The sequence below is a fragment of the Ruegeria sp. BHSC276 genome (assembly GCF_059612945.1).
Genome location: NZ_JBXWRP010000003.1, coordinates 137,876 through 155,269, shown reverse-complemented (window position 1 = coordinate 155,269; position 17,394 = coordinate 137,876). Strand labels below are relative to the sequence as shown.

General features: G+C 62.2%; 13 protein-coding genes and 1 CRISPR repeat array (1 of these 14 running past the window's edge). Of the genes, 6 read left to right on the top strand and 7 right to left on the bottom strand.

The window, feature by feature from the left end:
- Nucleotides 1–9: 9 nt before the first annotated feature.
- Nucleotides 10–1,458, top strand: coding sequence for an amidase family protein (locus AC2FMD_RS04410; RefSeq protein ID WP_496742181.1), 1,449 nt, complete (start codon nucleotides 10–12; stop codon nucleotides 1,456–1,458).
- Nucleotides 1,459–1,713: 255 nt separating this feature from the next.
- Here AC2FMD_RS04410 and AC2FMD_RS04405 read toward each other — a convergent pair whose 3' ends face one another.
- Nucleotides 1,714–2,475, bottom strand: coding sequence for an NAD kinase (locus tag AC2FMD_RS04405; RefSeq protein WP_496678402.1), 762 nt, complete (start codon nucleotides 2,473–2,475; stop codon nucleotides 1,714–1,716).
- 169 nt (nucleotides 2,476–2,644) lie between these two features.
- Between AC2FMD_RS04405 and glyA the strand changes: the two genes are divergently transcribed.
- Nucleotides 2,645–3,940: a serine hydroxymethyltransferase gene (glyA, locus tag AC2FMD_RS04400; RefSeq protein WP_496712684.1), complete on the top strand. Its 1,296-nt coding sequence runs from the start codon at nucleotides 2,645–2,647 to the stop codon at nucleotides 3,938–3,940.
- Between the two features lie 66 nt (nucleotides 3,941–4,006).
- Here glyA and AC2FMD_RS04395 read toward each other — a convergent pair whose 3' ends face one another.
- Nucleotides 4,007–4,381 (bottom strand): hypothetical protein, encoded by a 375-nt coding sequence (locus AC2FMD_RS04395; RefSeq protein ID WP_496678406.1) that lies wholly within the window; start codon nucleotides 4,379–4,381, stop codon nucleotides 4,007–4,009.
- Between the two features lie 47 nt (nucleotides 4,382–4,428).
- Between AC2FMD_RS04395 and AC2FMD_RS04390 the strand changes: the two genes are divergently transcribed.
- Entirely contained in the window at nucleotides 4,429–5,229 is an 801-nt protein-coding gene (locus tag AC2FMD_RS04390; RefSeq protein ID WP_496712685.1) for an alpha/beta fold hydrolase, read from the top strand.
- A gap of 12 nt (nucleotides 5,230–5,241) precedes the next feature.
- Here AC2FMD_RS04390 and AC2FMD_RS04385 read toward each other — a convergent pair whose 3' ends face one another.
- The 5 genes from AC2FMD_RS04385 to AC2FMD_RS04365 form a co-directional block, all read right to left on the bottom strand.
- Complete coding sequence (locus tag AC2FMD_RS04385) at nucleotides 5,242–5,418, bottom strand: hypothetical protein (RefSeq protein ID WP_496687349.1); 177 nt, start codon at nucleotides 5,416–5,418, stop codon at nucleotides 5,242–5,244.
- A 93-nt stretch (nucleotides 5,419–5,511) separates the two neighbouring features.
- Nucleotides 5,512–6,852: an HlyD family type I secretion periplasmic adaptor subunit gene (locus tag AC2FMD_RS04380; RefSeq protein ID WP_496687347.1), complete on the bottom strand. Its 1,341-nt coding sequence runs from the start codon at nucleotides 6,850–6,852 to the stop codon at nucleotides 5,512–5,514.
- Between the two features lie 12 nt (nucleotides 6,853–6,864).
- A complete protein-coding gene (locus AC2FMD_RS04375) occupies nucleotides 6,865–8,991 on the bottom strand; it encodes a type I secretion system permease/ATPase (protein ID WP_496794733.1) in 2,127 nt (708 codons plus the stop codon).
- 194 nt (nucleotides 8,992–9,185) lie between these two features.
- On the bottom strand, nucleotides 9,186–11,147 hold the full coding sequence (locus AC2FMD_RS04370) for a type I secretion protein (RefSeq protein WP_496794732.1): 1,962 nt from the start codon (nucleotides 11,145–11,147) through the stop codon (nucleotides 9,186–9,188).
- A gap of 132 nt (nucleotides 11,148–11,279) precedes the next feature.
- The gene (locus AC2FMD_RS04365; protein WP_496678415.1) at nucleotides 11,280–13,571 is read right to left on the bottom strand and encodes a hypothetical protein; all 2,292 of its coding nucleotides are present in this window, start codon (nucleotides 13,569–13,571) and stop codon (nucleotides 11,280–11,282) included.
- Between the two features lie 645 nt (nucleotides 13,572–14,216).
- Between AC2FMD_RS04365 and AC2FMD_RS04360 the strand changes: the two genes are divergently transcribed.
- From AC2FMD_RS04360 to AC2FMD_RS04350, 3 genes are all read left to right on the top strand, one after another.
- Entirely contained in the window at nucleotides 14,217–14,930 is a 714-nt protein-coding gene (locus AC2FMD_RS04360) for a response regulator transcription factor (protein WP_496794731.1), read from the top strand.
- On the top strand, nucleotides 14,923–15,420 hold the full coding sequence (locus tag AC2FMD_RS04355) for a hypothetical protein (RefSeq protein WP_496794730.1): 498 nt from the start codon (nucleotides 14,923–14,925) through the stop codon (nucleotides 15,418–15,420). Before AC2FMD_RS04360 ends, AC2FMD_RS04355 begins: the two co-directional genes overlap by 8 nt.
- A gap of 184 nt (nucleotides 15,421–15,604) precedes the next feature.
- A complete protein-coding gene (locus tag AC2FMD_RS04350; protein WP_496794729.1) occupies nucleotides 15,605–16,825 on the top strand; it encodes a tyrosine-type recombinase/integrase in 1,221 nt (406 codons plus the stop codon).
- Nucleotides 16,826–16,882: 57 nt separating this feature from the next.
- Nucleotides 16,883–17,394: direct repeats of the CRISPR family, unit length 29 nt; unit sequence CGGGTCATCCCCGCGGGTGCGGGGAACAC; it runs 3,304 nt beyond the window's last position.

Sequence of the window (17,394 nt, the reverse complement as noted above, 5' to 3'; positions counted from 1 at the left end):
GGAGGGCATATGGCAAATGACGACATCTGGCGCCTGAGCGCCACCGAACTGGCAGACCGCACCCGTTCCGGGGACCTGAGCGCAACTGAGGCTGTACAAAGTGCGATCGACCAGATGCACGCGCTGAACCCGGCGTTGAATGCCGTCGTCGAAGACCTTAGCGCCGAGGCGCAGGAGCGCGCCCGGACGCTGGACGCCGCGCGGGCGCGCGGCGAACCGATCGGCCCTCTGCACGGCGTTCCCGTCACGATCAAAGTCAATATCGACCAAAAAGGCCATGCCACGACCAATGGTGTGGCCGCTCTGAAAGATGTGATTGCCCCCGACGATGCGCCCGTCGTGTCGAACCTGCTGAAGGCCGGGGCGGTGGTGATCGGCCGGACCAACACGCCCGAGTTTTCATTCCGCGCCGATACCGACAACCCGCTGTATGGGCGCACGCACAACCCCTGGGGCCGACATATCTCGGCCGGCGGCTCCTCGGGCGGGGCCGGCGCGGCTGTGATGACCGGCATGGGTGCCCTGGCGCATGGCAACGATATCGGCGGCAGCCTGCGGTTCCCGGCCTCGGCCGTTGGCGCGGTGACGGTCAAGCCGGGCCTTGGCCGCGTCCCAGCATGGAACCCAAGCCAAACCGCCGAACGCGGTCTGCTGGCGCAACTGATGTCGGTGCAAGGACTGATCACCCGCAGCACAGCTGACCTGCACCTGGCAATGCCCAGCCTGATCGCTTCGGATCCGCGCGATCCGTTTCACGTTCCGCTGCCATGGCGCATAGCCGAGCCTGACCAGCAGCCGAGGGTGGCTTTCACCAAGAACACTTTTGGTTACGATCTCCACCCCGAGGTCGACAAGGCGCTGAACACGGCCCGCGATGCACTGGTTGATGCTGGGTACACCGTTGATGAGATCGACCCTCCGAACGTTTTCGAATGCGGACGGCTCGGGTATCGCGCCTTGATGGGCGAGGTTCTGACCCTGATGAAAGCCGATGTCGAGGCGGCCGGATCCGAGACCATCCAACGCATCTTTGCCACCTACTTCCAGGAATTTCCCCCGATCACGGGCCCGGACCTGATCCGGGCACTGGCGCAGCGCAGCCACCATGCGCGGGAATGGGCGCTGTTCATGGAGGACTATCCGCTGGTGCTGTCGCCCTTCCTACCGCAACCCTTTTTCAGACCCGACCGTGATACGGAAGGCTCGGAAGGCGTGCACGAAGTGCTGGGCTGCGCGGTCTATTCCTATGCGATGAACTTTCTGGGCCTTCCGGCCGCCAGCGTGCCGGCACGGCTGGCCGAATTGCCGAGCGGCCCGCAACCCATCAATGTTCAAATCGCAGCCCGCCGCTGGCGCGAGGATCTGGCCGTTGACGCCGCCGCCGCGATCGAGGCGCGCGTGGGCCGGATGTGCGAAACTCTGTGGGGCCGCATGGACCCGACCAATCATGCCGGCTGACACCAAAAAATAGACCCCGGGGTATTGTGCCCGGGGCCCGCCTACTTAAATAAGCCCGGATTTTTGATGACGAGCGTAGCACCACCCACTCTCGCCAGCGCATAATCTGCGCATTCATTCGAAAACACCATTTTCAGGCGGCCACTCACTTCCACCTTGGCGCGTTCTCCGGGCAAATTGAGAGTATCACATTGATCTTCCGCGTCCTGTGAACTGCATCACACAAGCGGGCCAAATCTCTGTTTTCCCATGCCTTCAGGTGAATTGCTCGGAAATCAGGCGTTCCTCCAACCCGTGGCCCGGATCGAACAGAATGCGATGCCGCACCTTGGGCTCGGAGCGGATCTCGACCCAGTCGATATCCGGGAACGAGATCGAATCGGCATCGGCCATGACCGGGCGCTTGTCGGCCTCGAGCACGTCGAACCGGACATGCGCCGTTTTCGGCAGCAGCGCCCCCCGCCACCGGCGCGGCCGGAAGGCTGCGATCGCTGTCAGGGCCAGAACGTCCGAACCGATCGGCAGGATCGGCCCATGCGCCGAATAGTTGTAGGCGGTGGACCCGGCGGGCGTAGACAGCAGCGCTCCATCGCACACCAGTTCGGCCAGGCGCAGACGCCCATCGACGCTGATCCGCAGGCGTGCGGCCTGCGGTCCGGCCCGCAGCAGTGATACTTCGTTGATCGCAAGGGCCTCGTGCAGCTTGCCGGACTGGTCCATCGCGCGCATGGCCAGAGGATTGATCACCTCTTCCTCGGCGGCGGCAAGACGGTCCAGCAGATTGGCGTCGTCATATTCATTCATCAAGAAACCGATGGTTCCGCGGTTCATGCCATAGACCGGCACGTCCAGATGCTGCGTATTGTGCAGCGTGCGCAGCATGAACCCGTCCCCGCCCAGCGCCACGATGACATCCGCGTCCCGTGGCGCGGCGTTGCCGTAACGGTCCACCAGCGTGCTGCGCGCAGTTTGTGCGACATCCGCGTCGCTGGCGAGAAAAGCGATTCTCTTTGTCATGTTCTGTTGGTTTCCGGTGCTGCGCATTTGGTTCCGAAACAAACATACCTTTCCCTCTTAGGCCAGACTTGACGCCGCAGATGGCCAATTCGTCGCTTTAAAGTCTTTTTCATTTGCGCGGTTTCCTATAGGAAATCCGCCAAACCAACCTCAGCCATGCGGAGCGCCCATGAACGCCAACCTTCGTGATAACGGTTTCTTCACCCAGCCTCTCGCCGAGCGCGACCCCGAACTGTACGGCGCGATCCGGTCTGAATTGGGCCGTCAGCGCGACGAGATCGAACTGATCGCCTCGGAAAACATCGTCTCGGCCGCCGTGATGGAGGCGCAGGGCTCGGTGATGACCAACAAATATGCCGAAGGCTATCCCGGCCGTCGCTACTATGGCGGCTGCCAGTTTGTCGACATCGCCGAGAATCTGGCCATCGACCGGGCCAAGCAACTGTTCGGCTGCGAATTCGCCAATGTTCAACCGAATTCGGGGTCGCAGGCCAATCAGGGCGTCTTCCAGGCGCTGCTGCAACCTGGCGACACCATCCTGGGCATGAGCCTGGATGCCGGCGGCCACCTGACCCATGGTGCCAAGCCCAACCAGTCGGGCAAGTGGTTCAACGCGGTGCAATACGGCGTGCGCAAGCAGGACAACATGCTGGACTATGACCAAGTCGAGGCGCTTGCGAAAGAACACCAGCCCAAGCTGATCATCGCCGGCGGCTCGGCCATTCCGCGCCAGATCGACTTTGCCCGCATGCGTCAGATTGCCGACATGGTCGGCGCCTACCTGCATGTGGATATGGCGCATTTCGCGGGCTTGGTGGCAGCAGGCGAACACCCGTCGCCCTTCCCGCACGCGCATGTGGCCACGACCACCACGCACAAAACCCTGCGCGGCCCCCGCGGCGGCATGATCCTGACCAATGACGAAACGATCGCCAAGAAGGTGAATTCGGCCATCTTCCCCGGCATTCAGGGCGGCCCGTTGATGCATGTGATCGCGGCCAAGGCCGTCGCCTTTGGCGAAGCGCTGCGTCCGGAATTCAAAGACTACATCAAGCAGGTGATCACCAACGCGCAGGCGCTGTCGGATCAGCTGATCAAGGGCGGTCTGGACACGGTGACCCACGGCACCGACACCCATGTGGTGCTGGTCGACCTGCGCCCCAAGGGCGTCAAGGGCAACGCGACCGAAAAGGCATTGGGCCGCGCGCACATCACCTGCAACAAGAACGGCGTGCCGTTCGACCCCGAAAAACCGACCGTGACCAGCGGGATCCGACTGGGTTCACCTGCCGGCACAACACGCGGTTTTGGCGAGCCGGAGTTTCGTCAGATCGCCGACTGGATCATCGAAGTTGTCGACGGGCTAGCCGCCAACGGCGAGGATGGCAACGATGCGGTCGAGGCCAAAGTCAAGGCCCAGGTGGCCGAGCTGTGCGCCCGGTTCCCGATCTATCCCAACCTCTGAGTTCGTCAGCGACCCTGACCTGAAATGGCGCCCCGCTGGGCGCCATTTTTCTTGGCGATGTCCGCGTTAGATCAGGCCGCGCCACAGCAGAAAGACCAGCACCAGAACGGCAAGTGCCAAAAGGTTGAACGACAACGCCCCAAGGGTGTCCAGAAACCAGCCCCAGCGGCGATCGGCCAGGCTGATCGAGCGCAGATGTGCCTGGACTTCGTGCGCGGCTTTTTCCAGCCGAGGCGTGTCCAGGATCAGGCGCAACCGGGGGTGCGCGGCCATCGGTTCGGCGCGGGCCAGTTCCATCGCCTGTTTGTAGACGCGACGCGGCAGTCGCCGTTTTGCGCGCCGCACCGACTCGGCCAGCGTCTTGCCCCGGGTGCCCAGCTTTTTCCGCAGCAGGGCGATGGTCTGGGCGATCAGGGTTTGAATTTCGGTTTCCTGCGACATCCGCGCCTCCTGAGCCGACAATCTAGCCTTGCCGATGCGGCGCGACAATGGGGCTGGCTGTCGGGTTTGGCTGGCGGTATCAGTACGCCATGTTGAACACGATCATACATGGCGACCCGACATCGCTCCCGCCCCTGCTGATTGCCCACGGCCTGTACGGATCGGCCCGGAACTGGGGGGTTATTGCCCGAAGACTGGCCGACGAACGGCAGGTCGTGGCCGTGGACATGCGCAACCACGCCTACAGCAAATGGGATGACCGGCACGACTATCAGGCCCTGGCCGACGATCTGGCCGAGGTCATCGACAACCTGGGCGGGCGGGCAGATGTGCTGGGGCACTCGATGGGGGGCAAGGCGGCCATGACCTTGGCCCTGACCCATGGCGCACGGGTCAACAAGCTGGTGGTGGCCGACATCGCGCCGGTGACCTACGGCCACAGCCAGATGCCCTATATCGAAGCGATGCGCGCCGTGGACATGGCGCAGGTTCATCGGCGGGCGGATGCCGAACGGCTGTTGGCCGAACAGGGCGTCGAAAAGGCCCTGCAAAGCTTTTTCACGCAGTCACTGGACGTGGCCGGTAAACGCTGGCGGCTGAACCTGGACGTGCTGGCAAAAGAAATGCCCAGAATCATGGGCTTTCCGGATATTGACGCAGTTTGGGATGGCCCGGCGCTGTTCCTGTCGGGCGCCGAGTCGGACTATGTCCGGCCGGAACACCGCAACACGATCAGGTCGCTGTTCCCCAACACCCGTTTCGCCAAGATCCCCGGTGCGGGACACTGGTTGCACGCCGAGAAACCCAGAGAGTTCGAAGCCGCCGTCAGGACGTTTCTCAACGCCTGACAACCGCGCAGGTCAATACAGCTTCCTGGCCACGAGCCACGACGCGGGCGCAGCCGCCACCGCGCCGATGGCGGCACCGGCAAGAATCGTCTGAACCGAGACGAAACCGGCCACCAGAACCGCAATGACCGCCGACCCCGCCAGCGCGGTGGCAATCAGCGAATAGAGCAGGAACGCAAGCCGCAACATGTGTCACCACCCTTTGTGAACGATCAGGCCGATCATGACACATTCAGAAAACGGAAACCGTGATCTGGAACAAGATCCCACAAGCGCGGCCCATCATTGTTCGCGGAAGGCGCGTGACATGCTGTCGACCACCGGCTTGGCAATGTAGGAGGCAAAGGTGCGTTCCTCGGTCTGGATCATGATCTCGGCCGGCATGCCCGGTGTCGGGACAAACCCACGGATCCGATCCAACTCCTCGGGCGGCAACGAGACCCGCGCCAGATAGACTTCCTTGGGAATGCCGCCGGCCTCTTCCAGAACCGCATCCGCCGAAACATAGAAGACCTCGCCGGTCAGAACAGGCGTGGTGCGCTGGTTCAACGCGACAAGCCGCACGGTCGCGGTTTGGCCCGTCGTAACGCTGTCGATGTCGGTGCGGGGAATCTGGGCCTCGATGATCAGGGGCGCATCCGCGGGCAGGATTTCGGCGATCGGCTCACCGGTTTCGATCACGCCGCCCGGCGTGTGATAGTGCAGACGCACGACCGTACCATCCACCGGCGCCCGTACAACCGCGCGCGCAAGGACGCTGCTGGCCTGCCGGGATTTTTCGCGCACGCTTTCAAGGTCGGCCTCGACAACGCTGAGCTCGTCCAGGGCAGCCTCGCGATAGGCCGACCGGGTCCGGGCGATCTGTTCGGTGTATTTCAGCAGCATCTGGTCGATTTCCGACGCCTCGGACTGCAGCCGGGCCAACTGGCCGTCCGCCTCGGCTTGAACGCGCCGGATCGTGTTCAGTTCACCTTTTCGGACCAGGCCCTTTTCATACAGCGACTTCTTGGTCTCGTATTCTTCCTGCAGGATGTCGCGGCGGCGTTCCATGCTTTCAAGTTGCGCACGGAACCCGCTGACCCGGATCTTCAGCGCCTCGATGTTGCGTTCAAGCAGGGCGATGTCGTTGAGTAAGGTCTTGCGCGACACCTCGAAGCTGAGGCGCTGGTTGTCCAGGATCGTCATCACCTCGACATCGTCCGACGCTTCGATCAGCTCGTGCGAGAATACCAGCTTCTCGCGCTCGCCATATTCGGCCAGCAGACGGTCAACCATCGCCTGCAGGCGCATCTTGCGCACATAGAGCTCGCGCTGATTTGCCTCGGCCGAGGTCTGGTCAAGGGTCATCAACACCTGACCGGCCTTCACTGTCTGACCTTCGGACACAAGTATGTCCTCGATAATTCCTCCTTCCAGGTGCTGAACGATCTTGTTACGCCCGGTCGCCACAAAACTGCCCTGGGCGATGACCGCCGCCGCCAGTGGCGCGCTGAACGCCCAGACGCCAAACCCGCCGAAACAGGTGACCAGAAGGATCATTCCCAATACGATCAGTCGGCTGATGGATCTGGGAACCTCGGCATACCAAAGTGTCGGATCATCGATCTTCGCGATTTCGTTCATCGTTGCCCCCTGTCAGCCTTTCAACTCGGGCTGCTTTCGCGACCCGGCCAATTGCTGCAACACCTGTTCGCGCTGCCCGAACAGCGCCACGCGTCCGTCGGTCAGCAGCATGATCTTGTCCACCACGTTCAACAGCGCAGGTTTTTGCGTGATCACGACAACGGTGATCTTGTTGGACCGGGCCTGTTCGATGGCCCGCGCCAGCGCCTTGTCGCCCGCCACGTCTAGGTTCGAGTTCGGCTCGTCCAGAACCACCAGCCTGGGGTTGCCGAAGAACGCACGCGCCAGGGCGATGCGTTGTTTCTGCCCGCCCGACAACGGCGAGCCATCGGCCGCGACCACAGTCTCATAGCCCTGCGGCAGCGTTGCGATCATGTTGTGCACATCGGCCAGAACCGCGGCGTCGTGGATCTGTTCATCGGTGGCATCCGCACGCATGCGGCCGATATTGTCCTTGATCGTTCCCGGAAACAGCTGAACGTCCTGAGGCAGGTACCCGATGCTTTCGCCGAACTGGCGCGGATCCCAGTTTCGGATGTCCATCAGGTCCAGGCGCACGCTGCCCGAGGTCGGAAGAATCGACCCCACCAGCGTCTTGCCCAGCGTCGTCTTGCCCGCGCCCGAATTGCCTATGATCGCCAGCGTCTCGCCGGGGTTGAGCGAAAAGTTGATCCCGTTCAGTACCACCCGCTTGGTTCCGCCGGGCACATACAAAAGCCTTTCCACATCCAGGCGGCCCTCGGGGCGCGGCAGGCGCAGTTTTTCGAACTGCAGTGCCGAATTGGCTAACAGGTTTCGGATCCGGCCATAGGCGCCTCGGGTTAACAGGAAGGTGTTCCAGCCCTCGATTGAGCCTTCGATCGGGGCAAAGGCCCGCCCCGCGATGATCGAGGCCGCGATGACCATGCCCCCGGTGATTTCGCCCTGCAGCGCCAGAAAGGCACCCCAGCCCAGTATGCCGATCTGGGTCAACAGGCGTACGGTGCGCGAAATGGCGGCAAAGATCACGTTACGATCCTGCGCGCGCACCTGCCATGTCAGCGACGACGCCGTGTCGCGGCCCCAGATGCGCACCGCTTCGGGGATCATGGCCAAGGCGTTGATGATCTGGCTGTTCCGGGCCATCGAGTCCAGGTGCTGGTTCGCCATGGACTGCGCCTTATTGGCTTCGGCGAAGGGTTTTGCCGTCATTCTCTGGTTAATCAGCGCGATCGTCATCAGGATCAGCGCCGTGACCACCACGATCCTTCCCAGTTCGGGGTGGACAAGAAAGATCATCAGAATGAACAGCGGCGCGAACGGCACGTCCAGAAACGAGATCAAGGTTCCCGATACCAGAAAGCCCCGCAACTGCTGAAGATCACCAAGGGTCTGGTATTCGCGCCCGGTCCCGTGCAGCGAAGCATGAGCCGCCGCACTCAGAATCGGTGCCCCCAGACGGGCCGCGACCTCGACCCCCGTGCGCATCAGCATGAACCGGCGCACGGCGTCGAAGGCCGATTGGAAGATGACCGCGCCGGCAACGATCGCCGTCAGCATGATCAACGTGTCCAGCGACCGGCTGGTCAGGACCCGGTCGCTGATCTGGAACAGATAGATCGGGATCGCCAGGATCAGGATGTTTGTCGCGCAGGTCAGGACCAACACGAAGGCAAGGTTGCGCCAGATGGCGCGCATCGACGTCTGCAGCGTGCGCTGAAAATCCTGCGGCGGTGTCCGTTTGTGGAAGGTCTGGGGTGGCCCTTTGCCGTCGCCGCCGCCGGTTCCGGTGCGCAGCAGCGGCTTGTTGGCTTCGCCTTCGATCGTGGTGCCCATGCGCTCCGTTTCACCAGACTGGGTCGAGGGGGTCATTCGCGCAGTCGGTGCCTGGACACGGTGCGGATCGGGGCCGTCGGCATCGGCCACCCCAGCGTCATCTCCGGCGGTTTCAGCCGCAGGAGACGACAGGTTGCGCCGAGGGGAAGAACCGGCGCGGTGTTTGTCTTGCGCAACACTGCCGGCATCGGTCTGGGTCGCCTGATCGGTTTTCCGGGTGGTTTCCCCACCGGACTTGCTGGCCGCTCGGGGCTCTTTTTTCGCGGCCGCGTCACCTTCGGAGACGCCGCCGCTCCCAGGTGCCAGGTCGCCTGTGACACGCATTTCTTTTCCCAATCTCAGACAGTACATCGGAGCGGGTTCCTTGCGGCTTTTGTCGGGCACTCTGTCAGCCGGTTTGAGGGTCAGGGGCCGACCACCTCCTGACCTGTCGAGCGGGCTGGCATATCGGGGACGGCACGATGAAAATACAATCGACATGAACTGAACTTCCGGTCACTCGCTACAAAAAAGGCAAATCAGGCCAGCATGGTCTGCAGGCCATCATGAGAATTCAGTACCTCCGTCGGCGTCAGGTCCGGCCCGGTCACGGCGCCAGCGCCCGCTGCCGCCGTCATCGCGTCATCCATCAGAATGGCGATCGCCTCGTTGGCCAGGGCCGGGCTGATCTGGTCGTCGGGCGTGTCGATCAGGCTGGCCTGATGCAGCAACAGATCGGAATAGGCGCCGCCAGCGGCCATGACGGTCGAGTCGACGCCCAGCTTGTTGATATTGGCCGCGTTCAACATGGCATTCGACCCGGCAATGACTTCGGTGCTGGCCGCATGCGGCCCGGACAGGAAAACATCGTCTTGATCGGCCAGCATCGTGACCTGCTGGACGATATTCAATTGCATCAGGTCGCCGTCGATCTTCAGCACGCGCATCTGTTCCATGCCGGCGAACATCGGATCGTTCAGCAGTGCGTCCTCGAGCGCTGTCATGTACATCTTTTCCATGGCCAGCGCATTGGCCAAGCCCGCGTCCAGCGCCTGCTGGGTATCCTGCCCCTGCCCCGTGACCGAGGCCTGGTTCATCAACAGGTTGCCGTCCGCGCCTGCGGACGCGCCTTCCGCCAGCCCGCCCGAGACGATGTCGTCATCCACCAGCGCCAGCGTCTGGAACAGCATGTCGACCGAGACCATGTCGCCACCGATCATGATCAGGTCATAGAAGCTGCCCAGTTGCACCACATCGGCCACGTTGACCATCTGGTTGGCCCCCAGGGCGTACATCGTCGAAGACGCTGAAATGTCGGCCTGGATGTGGTCGATGTCGGTGGCGTCGATGACCTGTTTAAAGAAGTTCGCAACCACCAGGTCGCCGTGAATCCAGTCGACCGTCATCTGCGCCGGCTGGCTACCGGTGCCCGCGGCCGAGGTGGTTCCGGCCAGCCAGGGCGCCGGGTTGGACTGCGTGTCGATCTGTGACGACTGGACAACCATCGTGCCCGAGCCCCCGCCCGGCGTGCCGACATCCATGTCGGACACAAGCGCGGCCTGGCTGATTGCCGTCAGGCTGACCGCCTGACCTCCGACTGCGATGAAGGGCGCATCCACCCATCCCACGGTCAATGCGACCTCGTTGATGGCCAGGTTTCCACCGGCGACGACAGTGTGGCCGTCGTCGAACTCGGGATCTTTCGACTGGTCCCACTCGGCGGGAACGGCCACAGAGAGCGGCAATTCATCTGACGTCTCGTCGGGCTGGTGATAGGCCGGCAAAAGATCGCTCCAGACGGGTGCCTCGGCCACGTGTTGCCCATTTACGATGACGCCCAGCGCGTCGTCTCCGTGGAACTGATGAACCGTGGCGCCTTCGACATGTGTGCCGGGCGGCGCTTGCATCTGGGCGGCTAGGTCCTGGACATATTCCGCAGATGCATAGTCGGAAATCGCAAAAGACGGCGCGGCCATCGCATGCAGCGACAGCGCGGTGTCGAGCGCGGCCTCGGCCTGAGCAGTCATCAGCCCCACATCGCGAAAATCACCGACACCAACGGTGTCGTTGTCGCTCAGGACGATGGTCTGGAACGTGTAGGTCACCGCCGAGCCAATCACTTCGCTTGTCAGCTCGGGCCGCAGCACGATGTATTCCGGGCCACTGCCCGCCAGTTCCGAGTCCGGCAGAATGCGACCGGGCGCGGGCGGGGTACCGATGGTGATCTCGGTCTTGATCGAGGGGCCATCCGGCGCCGGCGGCAGCTGCGGGTCGGCCGGAGGAGCGGGAAAGCGGAACGGCAGCGCATCGTAATCCCTGGGCGCCAGTTCGAGTTCGGCCTTGATCTGGATCCGCGTCGGGTCTTCCAGTTCATCAAGGTCCACCTTCCGCCGCAGCGCGGTAAATTCGTCGTATTGGTCGCGCAGGCGGGCCTGTTCAATGGTCAGTTCAAAGGTTCCGATGAAATGGGCAATTGTTTCAGTAATGCTGTCTAGTGACATCTGAATGTTCCCTGTCGCGTTCACCGGCGGAAATTTCCGGTTTCGGCTGTGCTGGGCCGGGGCCGCCTGAACGGCCCCGGCAATGTCGTCAAAACCCAAGGGCCGGTAAAGCGGCCCTCGGCAAAGTTGGCTTTATGCCTCGGTGTCGTCGCTGGCGTAGCTCGAGGTCATCGAGCCGCCGACCATCGTCGTGTCCACCGAGTTGCCAAGCACGTTGGCACCCATGACGATCGACTGGTTGAAGGCCGAGGTATCGACCACCGCAGCCGCCGATGCGTAGGATTCACCGGTGACGATGCCATCGCCGCCGTTGTTGGAACCCCAGGTGCCGCCGTTGCCGGCCGCGCCGCCATCACCCGAATAGGCGCCGGCTGCGCTGCCACCGTTGACGGTGCCGCCCATGGTGTCGCCCGCCGTGGACTGGCCCATGGCATAGCCGCTGGTGCCGCCATTGGCGGCCGATGCGCCACCGGCCCCGCCCGCGCCCGAGCCGGCTGCGCCATCGGCGCTGCCGGATCCGGCCGAGTCGGCGTCGTTGTCCGAGTCGGCTGCGCCACCGTAACCCGCGATGGCTTCGGCCAAGCTGTCGGCCGCGCCGTTCACATCCGAGTCGCCGAAGACGTCCGACGCCCCGCCTGCTCCAGCGGTGTTCGCAGCATCCGCCGATCCTGCGCCGCTGCCGGACGAGCTTGCCGTGGGCGTCGTCGTGCCACCGGCTCCGCCGTCGCCATCCGCAGCCGAAGTCCCGGTACCGGTTCCGGTCGAGGACCCGTCAGCGTCGTTCGTACCACCGGCACCACCATTGGCATTGGCGTTTTGCGAGTTGCTGGCCGCGCCATTCACGTCGCCCGGGCTCTGGTCGATATCCGGCCCGCTGGCGCTCTGATCGCCAACACCTTGCGAGTCGGCATCCGCCGCGGAACTACCGCCGGTACCCGGACCACCCGAGCCCGCGCCGCCGGTTCCGTCACCGCCGTCGCCGTCACCACCGGTGCCGTCACCGCCGGTTCCGTCGCCACCTTCGCCAGCTTCGGCATCAACACCCAGGATCTCTTCCTGCAGCGCCATGATCGCGGCTTCGACCAGGGCCGAGAAACCACCTTCACCATCGCCACCGGTGCCATCTCCACCGTCGCCGTCGCCGCCGGTGCCGTCACCGCCGTCGCCGTCGCCACCGGTGCCGTCACCGCCATCGCCGTCGGCCGAGCTGTCGGAACTGCTGTCAGCCGCGCCTTCCGCGGCATTGCTGCCGGCGGTCGCGTCGTTGGCTTCGGTGTCAGCATCACTGCTGTTCGACGCCGAACCGTCGGCGGCGGCATCGCCGTCACCGCCATCGGCGCCGGAAGCATCGGTCGAGTTGTCGGCATTGCCATCGCCGGTTCCTGTCGAATCCGAATCGCTGTCACCGCCATCGGCATCGCCCGACGCGCTCGCGCCCGACATGCCCATGCCTGCCGCGTGCGAGGTCGAATCGGCGCTTCCGCCGTCACCGCCGGTCGAGTCGCCATCGGTGCTGGATGTGCCTGCATTGTCCGAGCTGGATGCACTGTCGGCAGCACCGCCATCGCCACCGGCACTGTCACCGTCGGCATGCGCACCGGACATTCCAAGACCCATGCTGCCGTTGCTTGCATCACCGGTTGCGCCACCGGTTCCGCCAGCCGCATCACTGTCGGCACTGCCGGTATGACCACCCATCGAAAACGCGTGGCTGCCGCTGGTATCGCCATCCGCCGAGCCACCGTTGTTGGTGCCGCCTGCGCCGGAATCGCCACCGGCCACGGACGAGCCGATGCCCTCTTCGGCATGGGCGTTGCCGCCGGTCGCGCTGCCGTTCTGATAGAACTCGCCGTCATTGGACAGCGAAACCGAATCCAGCGTGTCGTCGTCGCTGAGGTTGGCAAGCTGGTTGTTGATCGACGACATGTCATTGCCCGGACCGTTCAGCGAGATGTCCAGGTTCAGATCGTCGCCTGGATCATAGTTCACATCGCGGCCGCCGGTGATCACATCACCGATCGAGGCCGAGTCCCCGACATCCAGATCAACCTGGTCATCATCGCGCGGGATCCATTCGCCACCGCCGAAGTCGATGTTGATCGCATTGTTGTTGGAGTTCGAGTTGCTGTCGTCACCGCCGTTGGTGTTCTGTTGCTGCTGGGCCTGATCCTGGCCCTGATCCTGGCCCTGACCCTGGTCCTGACCCTGCGAATTGTCATTGTCAGAGGTCTGAGACTGGTCCTGATTGTCCGCATTGTTCGCGGCATTCGAGACATCCTGACCCTGCTGCTGTTGCTGCGCGGTCAGGTCGGCCTCGATGAAAGCTTCCTCGACGGGAATTTCCGCGTTGATCGGAGCGTCCAGATTTTCAACATTGATTTCGTCGACGGTCGTGACGTTGGTATTGTTAACATTGCGTCGCATTTCAATATCCTTTTTCGGAGCGCCAGACCGCAATTCATCTACAAAACGGCATTCGGCGCGATTGAGTCAAAAATTCGCGTAGTCCCGCCAAATCTGCGCGGATACGCGTCTGTGGTGTTTGGATGTCGTGCCCCCCTTTCTCGGCCAAGCCGAATCCGGGACTGCCTTGATGCGCGAAATACTGCGCAGCGCAGTCACGTCTGTATCAGAGCCTCGGTAATTGAGGCGTCGAATAGCCTACATACAAGAGCGCGCATGACTAGCTGGCCGAAAGCACAGTTTCGATCAAGCTGCTGTTTTAATAATTTTTTTCAAGACAGGCCCGGTTTTTCTCGTGGTCCCGGGACGAACGAAGGACTGAACCGAGGCGTAAATAATTATCCCATTATTTCCCGCGACTTATGCCACAAGCCCTACCAAAGATCCTATGCAAAAGTTCTATAAACCCTAAATTGACCAGACATAAAATGTTGAAAAAACCACTACCTTCTGGTATAAGATATTCATTGAATTTGACTAATCGAATTACGTACGCGCCCGATCGCAAAATATTGTGAAACCGCCTGGTCACTTGGTTTGAGGAGGTAATTTCGAATGCCTTCCGGGAATCTGATTTCAGACACAATTTCTGAAAATGAAGACTTCATGATTGTCTTTCTTGGAAAAGAACTGTTTTTTTCCAACCAAACGCTCAGAAACGTCCAGAACGAATTCGGCGTCGCGGTCCATCGCTTCGAAACCCTGGACGCTTACCTGTCGGAAGCAGAAAAGGCGACCTCTGGGTCCGGCAAGATTCTTGTGGTCGACCAGATCCTTATTGATGACCTGCTGACCCGCCCCGAAGCCTATGCCGAAGCAGCGCGGTCCGGGTGCCTGGCTTTCGCCTACCGCAAAGAGGAGATGGCTCTGACCCTGTTCAACAACTGGCTACGCGACACACATGGCCCGATCGGCTATCTTCCCATGAACATCGCTCCAGATGCCTGGCGGGCAATCCTGAGGCTGCTGATGCACGAGGAACTGTACCTTCCCGGCTTTGTCGCGACCTGCATGACACAACCTGCCGCCCGCTCCGATCCCGACGACAAGCAGAAGCCTCAGGTCTCGGCGCGCTCGACCGGACATGCGCCCGGTGACCTGCTTTCCACCCTGACTCCTCGGGAAATGCAGGTCTTGGAGCTCGTCTCGCAAGGCAAGAGCAACAAGGCAATCGCGGCGCAACTCGGCATCACCGAACACACGGTGAAACTGCATGTCCACAACGTTTCGGGCAAGATCGGAGTCAGCAACCGGACCGCCGCCGCGCATTTCTATTTCGAGGCCGCGCCACAAGCGAACGGAAAGGCCAGCCGTGACTGACAGGTTCGAAGAAAAATTCGATCGCCTGATCCTGCTGGTCGGACGGTTGAACTACATGTGGACGAACACCGAAAGCCTGCTGATACACCTGATCGCGGGGCTGTCGGGCACTTCGAAGGATGTGGCGGTCATCATCTTTCTGACTCTGAACACCACCCGAGCGCGCATCGACCTGGTCGAACGTCTGGCCAAGATGGACGGCCGTCCGGCCGGTGTGCGCGACCCCATCCTTTTGCATACCCGACGCCTCGGTCGGTTGTCGGCGATACGCAACCGGTTCAACCACTGCATCTATTCTTTCGATCAGGAAAGCGGGAACCCCAAAACAATTCTGATGCGCATCGCCGACCGCAAGACCGACATCAAGCTGGGTCGGGAAGACACCGTCGACGATCAGGCGTTGGCCGACATCGAAGATGTTCTGGCCCAACTGTCTGCCGCCAACAGGGACATCTGGAGCCTGATTTCCAGGCTAGGGTTTCCTGTCTAGGGCAAAGGACAGTGGAACCGGTTGGTGGTGCGGGCGGTGGGCACCATGTCGCTGTTGCAACATGTCGCAAATTGTCCGAACAACCCAATGCAGGTTGCAAAACGCGACCGCCGACTGTAGCACGGTGTTGCAGAGTGTCGCTAATCAACGCACCCCAAGTGGGGGGGCTAGAGGGGGGGGCTGAATGGCAGGCGGTCTATCAGCAGTCAAAATCAAAAACGCCAAACCGGGTGACAAGCTCTTGGATGGCGACGGGCTATTCTTCATCAAATCGGACTCGGGCGGGAAATGGATCTACCGCTATCGGTTCCAGGGCAAGCGCAGGGAAATGGGCCTTGGCTCGTTCCCGGCAATCTCCTTGGCCGAGGCCCGGAAAGAACGGCTGAAATGGGAAGGCGTCAAGCAACACGGAATCGACCCGATCTTAGAGCGCGACCGCCTGCGGCGTGAGGCCGAGGCCGGTCAAGAAGATCCGACGTTCTCGGAAATGGCGCAGGTCGTGTTCGAGGGGCGCAAGGAACGGTTGCGCGGCGATGGATATAGGGGGCGCTGGTTCTCGCCGCTTCGACTGCACATCATCCCCAAAATCGGCAACAGGCGGATCAGCACCTTGACCCAGCGGGACATTCACGACGCGCTCAAGCCGATCTGGCGCACAAAGCACGAGACTGCCGACAAGGCCATGTACCGGACGCGCATGGTGCTGCGGCAGGCGAAGTTGATGGGATTCGAGGCTGAACCGTTCATCTGCGATGCGGCCCGCCACATGCTCGGCTATGTTGATCGGGACCAAAAGCCCATTGCCGCAACCCCTTGGCCGGCAATACCTGACCTGTACGCGCGCCTGTCCGAACATCTGCACCCGTCATATCTCGCCCTGCGCTTCACGATCTTGACCGCGGCGCGCGGGATGCCAGTGCGCGGCGCCCGGTTCGATGAAATCGACGGCGATGTTTGGACGGTGCCGAAAGAACGCATGAAGGGGCAGCGCGGCAAGGTGCAGGACTTCCGCATCCCGCTCTCGGACGAGGCCATGCGCGTCGTGGATCTGTGCCGGTCCCTGCGCCGCAATGACTTCCTGTTCCCCAGCCCGCGCGCCAACAAGGGCGTCAGCGACGTGGCCATGGCAAAGGTTCTGAAACATCTGGGCGAAGAGGGCCGAATACACGGGTTCCGGTCGTCCTTCCGCATGTGGATTCAAGACAACGAGGCGGCCAGCTACGAGGTTGCGGAAACCGCCCTCGCCCACATCGTCGGGAACAAGGTCGAGCGCGCTTATGCTCGGTCAGACCTACTCGAAAAGCGGCGCATCCTCATGCAGAAATGGGCGGATTTCGTCACCCAGGCGGAAAGCAATGTGGTGCAGCTCCGGGGATGCAAGCCAACGGACAAAACGTTCGCGTGAGAAACCTCAAAGTGTGATGGTAGTACAGATAAGAAAATCTGCATTATCTCGGTACTCTGGTTCATCCCCGCGGGTGCGGGAAACACTTTGCGCCCCATCGGCCGGCGAACTGTGTCCGCGGTTCATCCCCGCGGGTGCGGGGAACACGCCGCAGGCCGAACGTTCCCCACTCCGAATAACGGTTCATCCCCGCGGGTGCGGGGAACACCCTTCGAAGCTGCGAATGGACACACCGTATTCCGGGTCATCCCCGCGGGTGCGGGGAACACAATGGCGCAAGCACATGGGACGCAGCCGGGTTCGGGTCATCCCCGCGGGTGCGGGGAACACGGGTGCCTCGGCCAACAGAGCTTGTGCGGCTTCGGGTCATCCCCGCGGGTGCGGGGAACACGTAATGCAGGATGTCGACGGTCGGATGGTTGGCGGGTCATCCCCGCGGGTGCGGGGAACACGGATCCCGGCGCGGCTTGGGCTTGCGGGCAGGCGGGTCATCCCCGCGGGTGCGGGGAACACACTGAAAGACGATCCGGGCGGCATTCCTGCCGACGGGTCATCCCCGCGGGTGCGGG

Excerpts from the sequence above, each read along its gene's own strand:
- AC2FMD_RS04410 (WP_496742181.1), top strand. The coding sequence starts at position 10 with ATGGCAAATGACGACATCTGGCGCCTGAGCGCCACCGAACTGGCAGAC.
- AC2FMD_RS04405 (WP_496678402.1), bottom strand. The coding sequence starts at position 2,475 with ATGACAAAGAGAATCGCTTTTCTCGCCAGCGACGCGGATGTCGCACAA.
- glyA (WP_496712684.1), top strand. The coding sequence starts at position 2,645 with ATGAACGCCAACCTTCGTGATAACGGTTTCTTCACCCAGCCTCTCGCC.
- AC2FMD_RS04395 (WP_496678406.1), bottom strand. The coding sequence starts at position 4,381 with ATGTCGCAGGAAACCGAAATTCAAACCCTGATCGCCCAGACCATCGCC.
- AC2FMD_RS04390 (WP_496712685.1), top strand. The coding sequence starts at position 4,429 with ATGGGGCTGGCTGTCGGGTTTGGCTGGCGGTATCAGTACGCCATGTTG.
- AC2FMD_RS04385 (WP_496687349.1), bottom strand. The coding sequence starts at position 5,418 with ATGTTGCGGCTTGCGTTCCTGCTCTATTCGCTGATTGCCACCGCGCTG.
- AC2FMD_RS04380 (WP_496687347.1), bottom strand. The coding sequence starts at position 6,852 with ATGAACGAAATCGCGAAGATCGATGATCCGACACTTTGGTATGCCGAG.
- AC2FMD_RS04375 (WP_496794733.1), bottom strand. The coding sequence starts at position 8,991 with ATGCGTGTCACAGGCGACCTGGCACCTGGGAGCGGCGGCGTCTCCGAA.
- AC2FMD_RS04370 (WP_496794732.1), bottom strand. The coding sequence starts at position 11,147 with ATGTCACTAGACAGCATTACTGAAACAATTGCCCATTTCATCGGAACC.
- AC2FMD_RS04365 (WP_496678415.1), bottom strand. The coding sequence starts at position 13,571 with ATGCGACGCAATGTTAACAATACCAACGTCACGACCGTCGACGAAATC.
- AC2FMD_RS04360 (WP_496794731.1), top strand. The coding sequence starts at position 14,217 with ATGATTGTCTTTCTTGGAAAAGAACTGTTTTTTTCCAACCAAACGCTC.
- AC2FMD_RS04350 (WP_496794729.1), top strand. The coding sequence starts at position 15,605 with ATGGCAGGCGGTCTATCAGCAGTCAAAATCAAAAACGCCAAACCGGGT.